A 16,483-nucleotide genomic window follows, 5' to 3' on the forward strand; every position below is an offset into this window, starting at 1 on the left:
AAACTTTTGCTTGCCAATTCAAGATAAACACAGCAATCTTCCGCTGTTCGGGCAATTTACGAACATGGGAAGACCTTGAATAATAGCGCGCCGGAGACGCGACAAAAATTCCGGGCGGCCTTGCTGATGCGTTCCTTGGGACGCCAGTTGGCTGGCTGCGGTTAAAACAGGACCCTTTCCTCACATCGAAACTGCCTGCCTCACGCCCCTCGGGGCAAACTGGAAATGCTGCCCGCCGCCAAACATATCGGGCAGAGAGAAAAGGACCTGACGCATGGCCGAAACTGGCACTGTAAAATTCTTCAACACCGAAAAGGGCTTTGGCTTCATCAAGCCCGACAACGGTGGCGCAGATATCTTCGTACACATTTCCGCCGTACAGGCTTCCGGCCTGAACGGCCTCGCTGAGAACCAGAAGGTAAGCTACGAGACGGAACCCGATCGCCGTGGCAAGGGCCCGAAAGCGGTCAATCTGCAGATCGCCGGCTGAGGCGGTCTCCATTTTCAATGACGTTCAGGCCCGGCATTTTTGCCGGGCTCTTTTTTTGTTCAGCACGCGTTCATCCTCCCGTTCCTAGACTCCTCGTCATTCAACGATCGGCCTGACGACCGAAAATAGGGACGTATGCAATGAACGGGTTCTTCAAAACGGTTGCACTTGCCGCAGCAGTTACCGCAGCGACACTGACCGCCTCCGGCATCGCCGAAGCGCGCGACCGTCATCACCACCACAACAACGATGCTGCTTGGGCAGCCGGCGCCGCGGGCCTTGTCACCGGCGTGATCGTTGGCAGCGCGATCGCCAATTCCGGACCCACCTATTATGACGACGGGTATCGGGCACCGCGCAGGGTCTATGTCGAGCCTGAGTATCGCCCGGTACGACGCGTCTATCGACCGGTCGCAGCGTTCGAGCCCTGGAGCCCCGAATGGTATCGCTATTGCGAAGGTACCTACCGCTCCTTCAATCCGCGCTCCGGCACCTTTGTCGGTTATGACGGCCTGGAGCACTTCTGCGTCGCTGGCTAAGCCGATACCGAAGACTGGATATAGAAAAGGCGGATGGCATCCCATCCGCCTTTTCGTATTTGATAGCTGCTGCTTTCTCAGATCCCGCGCAGGAACGGGTTCGTCAGGCGCTCCTCGCCGATCTTGCCGCCGGGACCGTGACCGCAAATGAAGCCGACATCGTCACCGAGCGGCAGCACCTTGTCGCGAATCGACTCGAGCAGCACTCGCTCGTTGCCGCCGGGCAGATCCGTTCGTCCGACCGAACCACGAAACAGCACATCGCCGAGATGGGCAAAATTCTGGGCACGGTTGAAGTAGATCACATGGCCGGGTGCGTGTCCCGGCGTATGATAGACTTCAAACTTATGCTCTCCGAACGAAACGTGGTCTCCATCTTCCAGCCAGCGGTCGGGCACGACATTCTGCACTTTCATGGCGACACCGAACTTCTCCGCCTGGGTCTCCAGTCGCTGGAGCAGCGGCAGATCGTCCTTGTGCGGACCGATGATCTCGAGATCGAGCGCCTCCTTCAGTTCCTTCGCACCACCGGCGTGATCGATATGGCCATGTGTGAGCCAGATGGCCTTGAGCGTGATGCCGTTCTTCTTGAGCACGTCGAGAATGGTCTCGACGTCGCCGCCGGGATCGACGATCACGCCTTCCTTCGTGTCCATATCGAAAAGAATCGTGCAATTCTGCTGAAAGGGGGTGACGGGAATGATGCCCGCCTGAAGCATGCCCATGGGGTCCTCGCTCGGAATTGGTTGCTGCATCGCATATAGAGCTTCGGCCGGCGGGATGCCACGTTTCATCCGCGATTTCGCGAAACACAGGTCGTCTATCGAGACGCAACCTATCGCAGGCTGGCGATCTCATCGCCCGCAAGCGATTGCCCGGTCTGGGCAACCGGTGTCGGCGACACAGTGGAAAGAAGGAGCGCTGCGACCACGATGTTGGCGGCCGCATAGGCATAAACCACAACACGCAGGCGGGCAGCCACGGTGCCAGCCTCGGCAAGCATCTGATTGTCCATTGTCCTGTCCCTTCGGCTCGATGGTACGACAAGCTGCATGCATGCAACCTACAATGTCCATCCGAGCCATTCTGTTCCGACGGTTACACGTTCACGCCGCCGGTCTATTCGCTAGACAGGAAGTGCCGTGGTCTCCTTCAGCGTGTCGAGCACAATCGCGGTCTTCACGTGCGCGACCGACTCGTGGGGCAAAAGCACGTCATTGACGAAAGCGGACAGCGCCTTGAGGTTCGGCACCACCACCTTGATGATGTAGTCCATCTCTCCGGTGAGCGAGAACGCCTCCAAAACCTCCGGCAGGCTGGAAATCAGGCGTCCGAAACGCTGCGCATTGTCCCGGTTGTGCGTGGCGAGCGTCACCGTCACGATAATGACGATGCCAAGGTCGAGTTTCTCGCGATCAAGTTCGGCCCGGTAGGCGCGGATGATCCCCTCCTCCTCCAGCCGCGCCCGACGCCTCGAACATTGCGACGGCGAGAGGTTGATGCGCTCGGAGAGTTCGTTGTTGGTTAGGCGCGCGTCCTGTTGAAGAAACGTCAGCAATTTACGATCGAACGTATCAAGATGCACGATTACGTCTCCTTCTTCTGCCATTATGCACAAATACTGCATCGGAAGGCGAATAGCCACTCACATTGCAAGCATCATGCGCGCGATCCGACGCATAATTGCGTTCGATCAAGTTTTTCGAGGAGGAAAAACTCATGGGCCCATTCCCGCACGATGCCCCGCCGGCCGAAATCACAGCAGAGAACCCAGCAGGCACTGACGGATTCGAATTCGTCGAATTCGCCCATCCAGAACCTGAGAAGCTCGAAGAACTGTTTGCGCGAATGGGCTACACCAAGGTCGCGAAACACCGGACAAAGAACATCTCCGTCTGGCGTCAGGGCGACATCAACTACATCCTCAACGCGGAACAAGGCTCATTCGCCGACCGCTTCGTTTACAAGCACGGGCCGTGCGCACCATCGATGGCCTGGCGCGTGGTCGACGCACAGCATGCACTGAAGCACGTTGTCGGCATGGGCGCGGAAGAATACGAGGGGACCGACAAGTGCATCGATGCGCCGGCAATCGTCGGCATAGGCGGCTCGCTGCTCTATTTCATCGATCGCTACGGCGAGAACGGCTCAGCCTATGACGCCGAGTTCGAGTGGATCGGCGAACGCGACCCAAAACCTGCGGGCGTCGGCTTCTATTATCTCGACCACCTGACCCACAACGTCTTTCGGGGCAACATGGACAAGTGGTGGGCATTTTACCGAGAACTCTTCAATTTCCGGCAGATCCACTTCTTCGACATTGCCGGCAAGATGAGCGGCCTCGTCTCGCGCGCCATCACCTCGCCCTGCGGCAAGATCCGTATTCCGCTCAATGAGTCGACCGACGACAGGAGCCAGATCGAGGAATACCTGCGCAAGTACAACGGCGAAGGCATCCAGCATATCGCCGTCGGAACAGACGAGATCTATGCGGCCACCGACCAGTTGGCGGAGAACGGTCTGAAATTCATGCCCGGTCCGCCGGAGACCTACTATCAGAAGTCGCACGAGCGGGTTCATGGTCATGAGGAGCCACTCGACAGGCTGAAGCAGCACGGAATCCTGATCGACGGCGAAGGCGTGGTGAACGGCGGTATGACGAAGATCCTGCTTCAGATCTTCTCCAAGACCGTGATCGGGCCGATCTTCTTCGAGTTCATCCAGCGTAAGGGCGACGAAGGGTTCGGCGAGGGCAACTTCAAGGCGCTTTTCGAATCGATCGAGGAAGACCAGATCCGCCGTGGCGTCTTCAACGACGCCGCCGAATAAGCGGAACGCTTTCGCTATCCCGCGGTAAAACAACGTTAAAACGGCCCGTTTACGGGCCGCTTTTATGTTCTCCCACGATTTCAGTGGGCAACTTCCCGGTCAAATTGACAGGTGCAAGTTTTGCAACCACGCTGGCATTGCTGAAGGGATTCGGCGCTGGCGAGTCGGCCACAACGCTGCCGGCTGCATCAGCTTCACGTGTCACTGCCGGAAGGCTCAAGACGCGCTTCCGGCACGACCAAACGGGGGAGTGCATATGGAAGCATTGACGCCACTCATCACTCAACTCATCGCCGGCGCCATCGGGGGCAATGCCGTTGGCGCCATATTGAAGCAGCAGGCGACCAGCATGATCGTGAGAACCATCGTCGGCGCCATCGGTGGTGTCGGCGGCGGCCTGCTGCTTCAGGCGCTTGGCGGAGAGGCCGGTCTCTCCAACCTCGTCGCCAACGGCCTCGGTGGCCTGATTGGCGGCGGCATACTTCAGGCAATCGCCGGTGCAGTCTTTGGCCGCAAGCAGGCCTGATACTCCAACCGCAAGAGAAAGGCGGCTTACGATCTGCCGCCTTTCGTTTACCCGGTCATTCCGCCGCAGCAGCCACCGGATAGACTTCCTTCATGTAGTCGTTCATCAGCGTCTCGCAGACCGTTGCCGGCGTGAAGCGATAGGGGCCAATCTCCGAAACCGGGGTGACTTCGGCGGCCGAACCGGTGAGAAAGCATTCGCTGAAAATGGAAAGCTCTTCCGGCATGATGGCCCGCTCGACCACCTGGTAGCCGCGCCGCTTCGCAAGCTCGATTACGGTCTGGCGGGTGATGCCGTTGAGGAAGCAGTCCGGCTTCGGCGTATGGATGACGCCGTCCTTGACGAAGAAAATGTTGGCGCCCGTCGCTTCGGCCACCTGCCCGCGATAGTCGAGCATCATGGCGTCGGCATAGCCCTTGGCTTCGGCGGCATGCTTGGAGATCGTGCAGATCATGTAGAGGCCGGCCGCCTTGGATTCACACGGCGCCGTGTTCGGGTCGGGCCGGCGATACTCGGCGATGTCGAGGCGAATGCCCTTCAGCTTTTCCGCCGGATTGAAATAGCTGCCCCATTGCCAGATGGCGATGGCGACGTTGATGCGGTTGTTCTGCGCCGCGACGCCCATCATTTCCGAGCCACGCCAGGCGATCGGACGGGCGTAGGCCTCGGAGAAACCCTGGCGCTTGAGGAGTTCGATGCTGGCAGCATCCAGTTCCTCGACGCTGTAGGGAATCTTGAAGCCAAGGATCTCGGCGGAGCGGTGCAGGCGACGGTTGTGCTCGGTCAGCTTGAAGATGCGACCACCATAGGCGCGCTCACCCTCGAATACCGCGCTGGCATAGTGCAAGCCGTGCGTCAGCACATGGATCTTCGCGTCTTTCCAATCAACGAACGCACCGTTGAACCAGATCTGACCTTCCAATTGATCAAAGGGAACTGCCATGATGCCTTCCTCTCGGTGCCGAAGCACCATTCTTGATGTTGATTGTTCCGCCAGATAGGGTCTAACCAGTACTGGCGTGAAACCGCTTGCAAACGGTGGCGATCGCATTGCGGACACGAGCGAAAGCGGCGCTGCGACGGCTGCCTCGGTCGGCAAGTTGTGGACGAACGAGTAGCAAGGGTGTAAAAATATGTCAATAACACTGACGTATTTTTGCGGATATTGCGCATGACATTGAGATGACGAAAGGAAATGACCGCGTGGGACGACAAACGCCGGAACGCAAGAGCACGATCGAGTTCTTCGACCAGCCGTTGACCGACGAAGGCGGTATCGACTTCGAAGTCATCGAGGGATTCTTTTTCGCCTACCGCGACTTCATCTCCGATCCGGATGCGATCCTGGAAAAGAGCGGGTTTGGTCGGGCGCACCACCGGGTCGTCCACTTCGTCAACCGCGAGCCAGGCATGACGGTGGCCGATCTTCTCGATACGCTGAAGATTACCAAGCAAAGCCTCGCTCGGGTTTTGAAACAGCTTATCGATTCGGGCTATATTCGACAGGTGGCAGGGCCGGAGGATCGGCGGCAGCGCAGGCTTTACCCGACGCACACCGGTCGCGAACTCGCATTGGCGCTGGCCGAACCGCAGCAGCAGCGCATCGCGCGCGCCTTCGACGGAATGTCCGCTGAAGACCGCAAAGCCGTGACGCGCTTTCTCGAGGGCATGCAGAACGCGCGAAGTGATTGACAAGGCAGGACTGGATCGAGATGACGACACATGAAAGGCTCTCCGACGATGCCGCGCACCTTCTGGTCGTCGACGACGACAAACGCATTCGAGAGTTGCTCAGCCGGTACCTGACTGGCGAGGGATTTCGCGTAACCGTGGCCAGCGATGCGGACGAGGCACGCCGCAAGCTGCAGGGTCTGGACTTCGACCTCATCGTCATGGACGTGATGATGCCTGGAGAAAGCGGATTGCAACTGACCCAAAGCCTTCGCGCGATCCGAACCGTGCCGATCATCATGCTAACGGCGCTGACCGAATCCACGGCACGCATCGAGGGTCTGGAGGCTGGCGCCGACGACTATCTGGCAAAGCCGTTCGAGCCGCGCGAGTTGGTGCTGCGGGTCAACAACATCCTGAAGCGCAACTCCCAGCCGCAGACGCCGATGATCGAACAGGTCATGTTCGGGCCATACACGTTTTCTATCGTGCGAAAGGAACTCAAGCGCGGCGGCGATCCGATCCGGCTCACCGACCGCGAACAGGAGATCATGCTGCTGTTTTCGCTGCGCGCAGGCGAGACCATCCCGCGCCACGAATTGATCGGCGAGGAGACGGACGTGGGGGAACGGACGATCGACGTTCAGATCAACCGCCTGCGGCGCAAGATCGAGGATGACCCAACGAATCCGGTCTGGCTACAGACGGTACGCGGTATCGGATACAGGTTGAGTACCGACTGACACGTGCCGCGAGAATAGCGCGCGGTTTCGGGGCGACGGCATACATGAAAGCACAACAGGCGTACTGCCGACATGACGACATACGAGAATCTCAAGCGTGACATCGAAGGGGCACCGCTTGCCGGGTGGAGGCGGTTGGCGAAATGGCTGCGCCGGCAGCTGCCGACAGGGCTCTACACCCGTTCGCTCCTGATCATCATCATTCCGATCGTGCTGCTGCAGTCGGTTGTTGCCTTCGTCTTTATGGAGCGCCACTGGCAACTCGTCACGCAGCGCTTGTCGATGGCTGTCACCCGGGACATCGCCGCGATCATAGAGTTGATCGACACCTTTCCAAACGAGAGCGACGACAGCGAGATCATCCGGATAGCCCGCGAGCGAATGGATCTCAACGTCGTCATAGAGAAGGGCCACGAGTTGCCGCCGCCGCGACCAAAGCCATTCTTCAACATCCTCGACCAGATCCTCAGCGAGCAGATCACAAAGCAAATCAAGCGGCCATTCTGGATCGACACGCTTGGCGACAGCAATCTCGTGGAAATCCGTATCCTCGTGGACAATGACCGGACGTTGCGCGTCTATGCGCGGCGCAGCCACACCTACGCTTCGAACACCCACATCTTCCTCGTCTGGATGGTGGGCACGTCGCTGGTTCTGCTGACGATCTCGATCCTCTTCCTGCGCGGGCAAATCCGGCCGATCCTGGCGCTAGCGCGGGCGGCCGAAAGCTTCGGCAAAGGGCAGAAGATGCCCGACGACTTCGCCCCGCGCGGGGCCGACGAGGTGCGGCGCGCCGGCCTTGCCTTCATGCTGATGCGCGAACGCATCGAACGCCAGATGGAACAGCGCACCGCGATGCTGACCGGCGTCAGCCACGATCTGCGCACCATACTCACCCGCTTCAAGCTGCAACTCGCGCTCGCCGGCAAGAATTCCGACCTTGAGGGGTTGAACAAGGACGTCGAGGACATGCAGAGCATGCTCGAAGGCTATCTCTCGTTTGCTCGTGGCGAGTCCGAGGAGGATGTCGGCTGCCTTCGACTGAGCGACCTGTTCGACAAATTCGAGATGGAGGCGGAGCTCCACAACAAGGAACTGACCAGCAAAATCGACGGCGCGGATGAGGTCATGGTGCGGCCGAATGCGTTCTCACGCCTTCTCGGCAATATCGTTTCGAATGCGCTGCGCTATGCCAACATGGTGCACGTCCACGCCCGTCATAGCGCAAAATGGCTGACCATCGTGGTGGACGACGATGGGCCGGGCATTCCCGAGCGCTCACGCGATGACGTGTTCAAGCCGTTCTTCCGCCTCGACGAGGCGCGCAACCTCGACTCCTCCGGCACCGGCCTCGGCCTTGCCATCGCCCGCGACATTGCCCGCAGCCACGGCGGCAACGTGACACTGTCGGACAGCCCGATGGGAGGCTTGCGAGCGACCGTGCGGATTCCCGCCTAAAGCGGTCCCTCGCTATCGGCTGTAGGTCGAGAACAGGCCGCGGCGTGCGTTGAAGCGATGATAGGCGTCAAGACGGCAAGGATGCCGGCTGCGCATCGCGTCGAGCGGTTCGAGAAGCCGCCCTTCTCTCCCGAGATGGGCATCGATGATTTCGACGATGCGGCGGTTCGGCCAGGGCTTGTTCACGACCATCAACAGCGCGGCGAAGGCGTCACCTTCCCGGCCCGCGCCAAAGCGATGGGCGAGAAACGCGTAGGCCATCGCAGTCGAACGGCTTACGCCGGCATGACAGTGGACGAGGATGCGACTGTCGTCCAGATCAGCGATCGGGCGCAAGGTTTCGAACAGAGAGGCGATCAGGTCTGGAAAATGGTTCGTTGCACCCGGGTCTTCCTGGTCGCGAACGCGCAGGACGTGGTGGGTTGCCGTGCCGATGACCGGCACGTGACAATCGTCGAGTTCCGGATCAAGCAGCGAGACCACATGGGTCGCTTCCCATTCCTGAGCCACCTGGGCAGCCCGCGGCAGGCACGAGACGCGTATGAAGCGCGCGACGAGTTCGAAATCCAAAGCTCAATCCTCGTTCATGAAATGCCGCGCCGGAACTTCAGAAGTTGCTAGACGAACGACCTCAATGCAGCTTTGCCCCATTCGGCACCGGGCGCTCCGTCGCGGCAAGCACGATGGCGCCGGCCTCGTCGGTAAAGCCAAGCGTCAACACTTCGGAGCGCACCGGACCGATCTGGCGCGGCGGAAAGTTGACGACAGCGAGAACCTGACGGCCGACCAGTTGTTCCGGAGAATAGTGCACAGTGATCTGCGCGGAAGACTTCTTCAGGCCGATCTCCGGGCCAAAATCGATCACGAGCTTATAGGCCGGCTTGCGCGCCTCGGGGAACTCGGCCGCCTCGACGATCGTGCCGACGCGGATGTCGACTCGCTCGAAATCCGCATAGGAAATGGTTTCGGACATAAATGGCTCCAAAATTCAGAAGGCAGACCGACTTCCCGCGTTGCAGGACGCGCAAACCGGATCCGCCTGGGCAATCAGCCGGCCAGTTCCTCGGCGCGCTTGCGCGCGGCGGCAATCGCGCGGTCGAACAAAGGTTGCATGGCATCGTCGGCCATCAGGACCGACAGCGCCGCAGCCGTCGTGCCGCCCGGCGAGGTCACGTTCTGGCGTAACTTTGCAGCGTCGTCGGGGGACTGGTGAAGAAGCTCACCAGCCCCCGAGACGGTTTCCCGTGCGAGACGCATGGCGAGGTCCGCCGGCAGGCCGAGCTTGCGACCTGCCTCTGCCATGCACTCGACGAGATAGAAGACATAAGCCGGCCCGCTGCCCGAAACGGCGGTGACGGCATCGATATCGGCTTCGGTCGCGACCCACTCGACTGGGCCGCTGACCTTCAAGAGCGCGTGAACCTGATCGCGCTGGACATCACTGACGCGGCTGTTGGCAAAGGCTCCGGTCACGCCGCGACCAACCATCGCCGGCGTGTTAGGCATTGCACGCACCATCGACGCCTGCCCCAGATGTGCTTCGAGATTGGCAAGCGTCGTGCCGGCGGCGACCGATACGACGACCGTTTTCGATCCAACGAGCCCCTTCAGCGGCGGCAGAACGGCAGTCATCATCTGTGGCTTCACGGCGATGAAGAGAACGCCGGCCTTGAGATCCGAGGGAGCAGACGTCTCATGACGAACGCCGTTGTCGGTAATCAGCTTCTGCATGACCGGCGACGGGCCGGGATCGAGGACCAGCACCGAGGAACCGGCAATGCCGCTCTTCAACCAGCCGGCGAGCATTGCGCCCCCCATATTGCCGGCCCCGACAAGAACGATGGGCCCAACCGATTCCGCGCTCATGACTATGCTTCTCCGACTGTCTCGAACATGACCGCGTCGACCGCGGCCTGCGCCTCCATACCTGACCAGACGACGAACTGGAAAGCCTGAAAATAGGCTTCGCAGGTATCGAGTGCACTCGAGAGTAGTACTTCAACCTGTCTGTTCGTCGGCTCGGCGCCGCCGGCGAGCAGCAGCGACTGACGAAAAATCACCACATCCTCATGCCGCCACAGGTCGAAGTGCCCCATGAGCACCTGGCCGTTGACGTGCGACAGCAACCGGATGACTTCATTGACACGGCTTTCGGGCACCTTGATGTCGAAGGCGCAGGCGAGATGCAGCGCCTCGAATTCCTCCATCCACGAGAAGGAGACATGATAGTCGGTCCACTTGCCCTCGACCGTCATGGCGATCTCGTCCTCGCCCGAGCGTTCGAACGACCAGTCGTTGTTCGCAGCGACAAACTCGATCATGTCGACCGGGTTCGACTGGCGTATGATTTCCAATTCCATCAGGCTCATGCGGCACCCTCTAGACCGGGAGGCGCGCGTCATCGCGATCACGCACGACACAAACGCGGCAACCCACCCGGAAAACAACACTGAATGATTGCGTGGCGACGCTAGAGCCTAACTCAACAACCCTGCCCCAAGCTGGCGGCGCCTGTTTCGAATCATCATTTAAAATCAGTGTATAATGGCGGAGTCACGACACCAGCCCCCATGCCGCGATTTTGTCGCTCATGTTGTGGACAGAGGTTGCCAAAATGATTCAGCCCGGCACCTTAACCGACTCTGCGGTAAGGCTTTTTTAACGATGTCCACAGGGGCGAAAAATGATCAAAAAAAGAGGCCGCCGCGAACCAAAATCGCGCCAGCCTCACGTAACGGAAGTGAAAGAGCCGGAAACAGCTATTTTTTGCCTGAAGCCAGTTGCGCTTCGAGCGTCTCGATGCGCTTCAGGAGCGCGTCATTCTCGTCACGCGCTTTCACGGCCATCTCCCGGACGGCCTCGAATTCCTCGCGCTTGACGAGATCCATCCCGTTCAGGAAGCGCTCGGCCTGCGCGTGGAAGACGGTCTCCATTTCCTTGCGCACGCCCTGGGCTGCGCCCGCGGCGTCCGTCATCAATTTGGCGAAGTCGTCGAGAATTCGACTGGTTCCGGTTGTCATGGTCCGGCCCTCCTCGGCTTGCGGATCTAAGCTTGCGGCCCGTGCCGCGTCCGAATTCTGAGGTAGGGGTTGAAACCACTCGATGCAAGAAGAATCGCATCGGGTGCCATCGCAAACCGCTGAGAGCATTTGTTGAAATGGCAAATCCCGCTTGACCATCCCATGGCCGGACGCCATCTTCCGCCCAAGCCAACCGGACCAGAAACCTTGATCTCATCTGCCGAACTTCTCGCCGTCATGGCCTTCCCGAACATCGACCCGATCGCGTTTTCGATCGGCCCCGTTGCCGTCCACTGGTACGGGCTGGCCTATGTCGCCGGCATCCTGCTTGGATGGTTCTACGCCCGAAGGCTGGTGTCGCGCGCCGACCTCTGGGCCAAAGACACGCCGCCCATGACGGTCGCCCAACTCGACGACTTCCTTGTATGGGCCGCACTCGGCATCGTGCTGGGGGGCCGCATCGGCTACATCCTGTTCTACGATTTCGCAGCAATCGTGGACAATCCGCTGCGCGCCTTCGAGATCTGGAACGGCGGCATGTCGTTCCACGGGGGCTTCACCGGAACGGCCATCGCCATGATCCTGTTTGCTCGCAAGCACAACATAGCGATCTGGAACCTGTTCGATATCGTCTCCGCCGTCGTTCCGATCGGGCTGTTGTTCGGGCGCATCGCCAATTTCATCAACGGCGAACTCTGGGGCAAACTGTCGGGTGCGCCATGGGCCTTCGTCTTTCCAAACGCCGGCCCCTTCGCGCGCCATCCGAGCCAGCTCTATGAAGCCGGCCTGGAAGGGCTCGTCCTCCTTTCTGTCCTTGCCATTGCCGTATACGCGTTCAAGGCGCTGAAGCGCCCTGGCTTCGTCACGGGCCTGTTCGTCGCAGGATACGCACTCTGCCGCATTTTCGTGGAGTTCTTCCGTGAGCCGGATGCGCAGATCGGCTATCTCTTCGGCGGCTGGCTGACGATGGGCATGCTGTTGTCGCTGCCGATGCTGGCGCTCGGCCTTTGGGCGATGCTTCGCGCCAAGCGGGTGGCAATGCTCTAGGTCTTTGTTGTTTCGCATGTCTTTGTCCCGAAACCGGTTCCCACTTTCGGGAGACATGCTTTAGGGAGGCCGTCCATGTCGACGCCGCTTGCAGAAAAGATCAAGGCGCTGATCCGTACGAATGGACCGATCAGCGTCACTGACTATTTCTCGCTCTGCCTCGCCGACCCCGAACATGGCTACTACCGCACGCGCGAGCCTTTCGGACGCGAAGGCGATTTCATCACCGCCCCCGAAGTCAGCCAGCTGTTCGGGGAAATGCTCGGCGTCTTCATGGTGCACGCCTGGCAGAAGCACGGCATGCCGCAGGGCGTCCGCTTTGCCGAAATCGGCCCTGGCCGCGGTACGATGATGGCGGACATGCTGCGCGTGATCGCCAGGCTCGCCCCCACCCTCTACGACAATGCCACCTTCCATCTGATCGAAACGAGCGAACGACTGCAGGCGGTGCAACGGCAGACGCTCGGCGCGCGCGCCGAACGCGTCACCTGGCACGAAAGTTTCGACCAAATGCCGGCCGGGTTCCTGCTTCTGGCGGCAAACGAGTTGTTCGACGCGATCCCGATCCGGCAGTTCGTCCGCACCCAGAGCGGCTTTCGCGAGCGCATGGTCGGTCTCGACGCTGACGGTGAACTGACCTTTGCTGCGGGCGTCGCCGGCATCGATCCAACGCTGCTTCCGGAGGGACACAGGAACCAGCGCCCTGGGGCGATCTACGAATTTGCGCCGGCACGCGAGGCGGTGATGGCGGCGATCAGCGAACGCTTGCGCATGCAAGGTGGAACGGCGCTGGTCATTGACTACGGACATGTCGCAAGTGGTTTTGGCGACACGCTGCAGGCCGTGCTGCGCCACGCCTTCGATCCTCCCCTCGCCCATCCCGGCGAGGCGGATCTGACCAGCCACGTCGACTTCCAGCGCCTCGCCGAGGTTGCCCGCGAAACTGGGCTGCGCGTGCATGGTCCGCAGCACCAGGGGGACTTTCTCATGGGGCTTGGCCTCGCCGACCGGGCCTCGGCGCTGGGCCGCGGACGCGATGAAAATCTGCAACGGCAGATCATCGCCGACGTCGAGCGACTGGCGGGTTCGGGCGCCGGGAACATGGGCGATCTCTTCAAGGTTCTCGCCGTCACGAGCGCCGAAGTGCCGCTGGCACCGTTCCGCCGGGCGGATTGACAGCCCCGATCACGGCGGTCAACATCGCCGCGATTTGAATCGGACGCCGCATTGTCCGCAGCCCCGCCGAAGCCCTGCAACAATCCAGGGACTCTTTCGAAGCGATGAAGGATGAATGCCGTGCTTTCCCCAGTCCAGAGCCCGTTGATCGCCCGTTCCGCCGGAAAATCCGTGCTCCACGGCTATTTCATGCGCCATGGCGGCGTCTCGGACGGCATCTATGCCGGTCTCAATGTCGGCCTCGGCTCGAATGACGTGCGCGAGCGCGTGGTCGAAAACCGTGCCCGCGTCGGCCAATGGTTTGGAACCGCCCCCGACCGGCTGGCGACGGTCAATCAGATCCACTCGCCCGATGTCTTTACCGTCGGCAGCCACTACACCGGCGAACGCCCGTCGGCGGACGCGCTCGTCACGGCAACGCCCGGCCTCGTGCTTGGCGTACTGACCGCCGATTGCGGACCGGTGCTCTTCGCCGATCCTGAAGCCGGCGTTGTAGGCGCGACCCACGCCGGATGGAAGGGCGCGCTCACGGGCGTGCTGGAGAATACGATCGCAGCGATGGAAGCCCTCGGCGCCTCCCGGCAGACGATCGTTGCCGGCCTGGGGCCATCGATCAGCCGCCGCCACTACGAGGTTGGCCCCGAATTCGTCGAACGCTTCCTCGGAACAAATCCTGATTATGCGGATTTCTTTTCTCCGTCCGAACGGCAGGGCCACGCCATGTTCGACCTGCCGGGCCTGACGCTGAAAAGGCTTGCCGAAGCCGGTATCGAAGCCGAGAATCTTGATATTTGCACCTACCCGACGGAGGCGGACTACTTCTCTTATCGGCGGACCGTGCACCGCAACGAGCCCGACTATGGACGGCAAATCTCGGCAATCATGTTGCGGGACTGACCGGGAACAGGACGAGGGAGCCAAGCATGGCACTGCAATTCGACAGCGAGGAATACACCAACCGGCTGCAGCGCCTGACCGCCAAGATGCGCGACGAGAAACTCGACGCCATGCTGCTTTTCGCCCAGGAAAGCATGTATTGGCTGACCGGCTATGACACTTTCGGCTACTGCTTCTTCCAGGCGCTGGTGGTGAAAGCCGATGGCGACATGGTGCTTTTGACCCGCTCGGCCGATCTGCGGCAGGCGCGACAGACATCCAATATCGCCAAGATCGAGATCTGGATCGATCGCGCCAACGCCGATCCAGCGATGGACCTGAAGAATCTGCTCTCGGACCTGGACCTGCTCGGCTGCCGGCTCGGCGTCGAATACGACACGCACGGTTTGACCGGCAGAAATGCACGGCTTCTGGACAATCAGTTGCAGAGCTTCGGCGAGCTTGTCGACGCGTCGCTGCTCGTCAGCCGGCTGCGACTCGTCAAGAGCCCGGCGGAACTGGCATATGTCGAGAAAGCCGCGTCGCTTGCCGACGACGCGCTGGACGCCGCTCTGCCGTTGATCGGACCCGGTGCCGACGAGGCGACAATCCTGGCAGCGATGCAAGGTGCGGTTCTTGCCGGAGGCGGCGACTATCCGGCAAATGAGTTCATTATCGGCTCGGGCATCGACGCGCTGCTGTGCCGCTACAAGTCGGGCCGGCGAAAGCTCGACGCAAACGACCAGCTCACCCTCGAATGGGCGGGCGTGAGCGCGCATTACCACGCCGCGATGATGCGCACCGTCATCATCGGCGAGCCGTCCAACCGCCACCGCGAACTCTTCAGCGCCTGCCGCGACACGATACAGGCAATCGAGATGGTTCTGCGTCCCGGCAATACGTTCGGCACGGTGTTCGACACCCATGCGAAGATCATGGACGAGCGCGGGCTCGCGCGGCACCGGCTGAACGCCTGCGGCTACTCGCTTGGCGCCCGCTTTTCCCCCTCCTGGATGGAGCATCAGATGTTCCACGTCGGCAATCCACAGGAAATCCAACCCGACATGTCGCTGTTCGTCCACATGATCATCATGGATTCCGATACGAACACTGCAATGACGCTCGGCCAGACCTACCTGACGACGACCGATACGCCGAAGGCGTTGTCGCGCTACGGCCTTGATTTCATCAGCGTGTGAGACAGGTGGTTGCGCACACCCGAAATCCTGCAATTGACACGCTACGTCACTGCAAAGCATAAATTCGTCCGGGGAACGGAGCGACAACGCAACCTCCCGCACGGCGGACGGAAACGGATGCATCAGCTGAAGCCATGGCTGGCTCTGGCCGGCCTTCTCCTAGCGCTTGCGGGCTGCAACAGCACGGATGCGCTGATACCACAGGTCGACGTCGGCAGCGGCACTCAGACGTCTTCGCCTGTCACCCAACGCGATCTCAATCAGGTCAGCGCCTACAGCCAGCCGGTTGGCAGTGCACAGGCGAATTCCATGGCTGGCAGGTCGGCTTCGAGCGGCACGCTGGAGGCACAGGCCGATGCGCTGGCCCGCAACCAGACCAATCCCACTGCGAGCGGCGAAGGCGGGTTGGTCGTGGGCGAACAGGAAAACACAGCTCCGACGTCGGCCAAGCCAACGCAGACTGCCGCCCTCACGCCAGCCACCGACGGTGACAGTATTCGGTTCCTGCCGATCATCGGCGCCCCCGTCGAGGCGGTGACCCCGCTTTCGAAGACGCTCGGCGCCCAGGCCCGCGCCAGTGGCCTGACGATCAAGAGTTCGTCGGACAATACCAGCCGCTATATCCTCAAGGGCTATTTTTCCGCGATGCAGGACAGGGGTAAGACCACCGTCGTCTATGTCTGGGATGTGCTCGACAGCTCCGGCGGCCGGCTTCACCGCATCCAGGGGCAGGACAGTGTCGACGCCACTGCAAGCGATCCCTGGCGCGCAGTCCCTGCAAGCACCATGGAAGCCATAGCCCAGCGAACGATTCAGGAATATGTCAGCTGGCGCGAGCAGACGGGCGGCTAGTGTAACTCGCATAACCTGCGGTGGTTCAGATTGCGGTCGCCCAACCCTGCTGGGTAT

21 protein-coding genes are annotated in these 16,483 nt (G+C 60.7%); 12 read left to right on the forward strand and 9 right to left on the reverse strand.

Annotation, left to right across the window (positions count from 1 at the left end):
* The first annotated feature begins 274 nt into the window (after positions 1–274).
* Complete coding sequence (locus IB238_RS11585; RefSeq protein ID WP_192246342.1) at positions 275–490, forward strand: cold-shock protein; 216 nt, start codon at positions 275–277, stop codon at positions 488–490.
* Between the two features lie 140 nt (positions 491–630).
* Positions 631–1,029 (forward strand): BA14K family protein, encoded by a 399-nt coding sequence (locus IB238_RS11590; RefSeq protein WP_192246344.1) that lies wholly within the window; start codon positions 631–633, stop codon positions 1,027–1,029.
* 77 nt (positions 1,030–1,106) lie between these two features.
* Here the strand turns inward: IB238_RS11590 and IB238_RS11595 are convergent, their stop codons facing one another.
* The 3 genes from IB238_RS11595 to IB238_RS11605 all read right to left on the reverse strand — a co-directional run bounded on the left by IB238_RS11595 (position 1,107) and on the right by IB238_RS11605 (position 2,638).
* Positions 1,107–1,748, reverse strand: a complete 642-nt coding sequence (locus IB238_RS11595) for an MBL fold metallo-hydrolase (protein ID WP_192247704.1) — start codon at positions 1,746–1,748, stop codon at positions 1,107–1,109.
* A gap of 116 nt (positions 1,749–1,864) precedes the next feature.
* Entirely contained in the window at positions 1,865–2,044 is a 180-nt protein-coding gene (locus IB238_RS11600) for a hypothetical protein (protein ID WP_192246346.1), read from the reverse strand.
* Between the two features lie 111 nt (positions 2,045–2,155).
* Positions 2,156–2,638 (reverse strand): Lrp/AsnC family transcriptional regulator, encoded by a 483-nt coding sequence (locus IB238_RS11605; RefSeq protein ID WP_192246348.1) that lies wholly within the window; start codon positions 2,636–2,638, stop codon positions 2,156–2,158.
* Positions 2,639–2,748: 110 nt separating this feature from the next.
* Between IB238_RS11605 and hppD the strand changes: the two genes are divergently transcribed.
* Both hppD and IB238_RS11615 read left to right on the forward strand, forming a co-directional pair.
* Positions 2,749–3,858, forward strand: a complete 1,110-nt coding sequence (gene hppD, locus IB238_RS11610; protein WP_192246349.1) for a 4-hydroxyphenylpyruvate dioxygenase — start codon at positions 2,749–2,751, stop codon at positions 3,856–3,858.
* Between the two features lie 256 nt (positions 3,859–4,114).
* Positions 4,115–4,384, forward strand: coding sequence for a hypothetical protein (locus IB238_RS11615; RefSeq protein ID WP_192246352.1), 270 nt, complete (start codon positions 4,115–4,117; stop codon positions 4,382–4,384).
* Positions 4,385–4,439: 55 nt separating this feature from the next.
* Here IB238_RS11615 and IB238_RS11620 read toward each other — a convergent pair whose 3' ends face one another.
* A complete protein-coding gene (locus tag IB238_RS11620) occupies positions 4,440–5,330 on the reverse strand; it encodes a branched-chain amino acid aminotransferase (RefSeq protein WP_192247707.1) in 891 nt (296 codons plus the stop codon).
* A 290-nt stretch (positions 5,331–5,620) separates the two neighbouring features.
* Here IB238_RS11620 and IB238_RS11625 point away from each other — a divergent pair, with 290 nt between their 5' ends.
* The 3 genes from IB238_RS11625 to IB238_RS11635 all read left to right on the forward strand — a co-directional run bounded on the left by IB238_RS11625 (position 5,621) and on the right by IB238_RS11635 (position 8,256).
* Complete coding sequence (locus IB238_RS11625; RefSeq protein ID WP_348648253.1) at positions 5,621–6,076, forward strand: MarR family transcriptional regulator; 456 nt, start codon at positions 5,621–5,623, stop codon at positions 6,074–6,076.
* Positions 6,077–6,096: 20 nt separating this feature from the next.
* A complete protein-coding gene (locus IB238_RS11630) occupies positions 6,097–6,798 on the forward strand; it encodes a response regulator transcription factor (protein WP_192246356.1) in 702 nt (233 codons plus the stop codon).
* Between the two features lie 72 nt (positions 6,799–6,870).
* Complete coding sequence (locus IB238_RS11635; RefSeq protein WP_192246357.1) at positions 6,871–8,256, forward strand: ATP-binding protein; 1,386 nt, start codon at positions 6,871–6,873, stop codon at positions 8,254–8,256.
* Positions 8,257–8,268: 12 nt separating this feature from the next.
* Here IB238_RS11635 and IB238_RS11640 read toward each other — a convergent pair whose 3' ends face one another.
* From IB238_RS11640 to IB238_RS11660, 5 genes are all read right to left on the reverse strand, one after another.
* The gene (locus IB238_RS11640) at positions 8,269–8,826 is read right to left on the reverse strand and encodes a dual specificity protein phosphatase family protein (RefSeq protein ID WP_192246358.1); all 558 of its coding nucleotides are present in this window, start codon (positions 8,824–8,826) and stop codon (positions 8,269–8,271) included.
* 61 nt (positions 8,827–8,887) lie between these two features.
* Complete coding sequence (locus IB238_RS11645) at positions 8,888–9,229, reverse strand: tRNA-binding protein (protein WP_192246359.1); 342 nt, start codon at positions 9,227–9,229, stop codon at positions 8,888–8,890.
* A 74-nt stretch (positions 9,230–9,303) separates the two neighbouring features.
* Positions 9,304–10,122, reverse strand: a complete 819-nt coding sequence (gene proC / locus IB238_RS11650; protein ID WP_192246360.1) for a pyrroline-5-carboxylate reductase — start codon at positions 10,120–10,122, stop codon at positions 9,304–9,306.
* A gap of 2 nt (positions 10,123–10,124) precedes the next feature.
* Entirely contained in the window at positions 10,125–10,625 is a 501-nt protein-coding gene (locus IB238_RS11655; RefSeq protein WP_192246361.1) for a YbjN domain-containing protein, read from the reverse strand.
* A 390-nt stretch (positions 10,626–11,015) separates the two neighbouring features.
* Positions 11,016–11,276: an accessory factor UbiK family protein gene (locus IB238_RS11660; protein WP_192246362.1), complete on the reverse strand. Its 261-nt coding sequence runs from the start codon at positions 11,274–11,276 to the stop codon at positions 11,016–11,018.
* A 207-nt stretch (positions 11,277–11,483) separates the two neighbouring features.
* On the opposite strand from IB238_RS11660, the gene lgt reads away from it, so the two are divergent.
* The 5 genes from lgt to IB238_RS11685 all read left to right on the forward strand — a co-directional run bounded on the left by lgt (position 11,484) and on the right by IB238_RS11685 (position 16,426).
* The gene (lgt, locus tag IB238_RS11665) at positions 11,484–12,323 is read left to right on the forward strand and encodes a prolipoprotein diacylglyceryl transferase (RefSeq protein WP_192246364.1); all 840 of its coding nucleotides are present in this window, start codon (positions 11,484–11,486) and stop codon (positions 12,321–12,323) included.
* A gap of 75 nt (positions 12,324–12,398) precedes the next feature.
* Positions 12,399–13,499, forward strand: a complete 1,101-nt coding sequence (locus IB238_RS11670) for a class I SAM-dependent methyltransferase (RefSeq protein ID WP_192246366.1) — start codon at positions 12,399–12,401, stop codon at positions 13,497–13,499.
* A gap of 111 nt (positions 13,500–13,610) precedes the next feature.
* Positions 13,611–14,396, forward strand: a complete 786-nt coding sequence (gene pgeF / locus IB238_RS11675) for a peptidoglycan editing factor PgeF (RefSeq protein ID WP_192246368.1) — start codon at positions 13,611–13,613, stop codon at positions 14,394–14,396.
* A 26-nt stretch (positions 14,397–14,422) separates the two neighbouring features.
* Positions 14,423–15,574 carry a Xaa-Pro peptidase family protein gene (locus IB238_RS11680; RefSeq protein ID WP_192246370.1) on the forward strand — a complete coding sequence of 384 codons (1,152 nt, stop codon included), beginning with the start codon at positions 14,423–14,425 and terminating at the stop codon, positions 15,572–15,574.
* 117 nt (positions 15,575–15,691) lie between these two features.
* On the forward strand, positions 15,692–16,426 hold the full coding sequence (locus tag IB238_RS11685) for a hypothetical protein (protein ID WP_192246372.1): 735 nt from the start codon (positions 15,692–15,694) through the stop codon (positions 16,424–16,426).
* Positions 16,427–16,483: the final 57 nt, after the last annotated feature.

The sequence above is a fragment of the Rhizobium sp. ARZ01 genome (assembly GCF_014851675.1).
GTDB lineage: Bacteria > Pseudomonadota > Alphaproteobacteria > Rhizobiales > Rhizobiaceae > Mycoplana.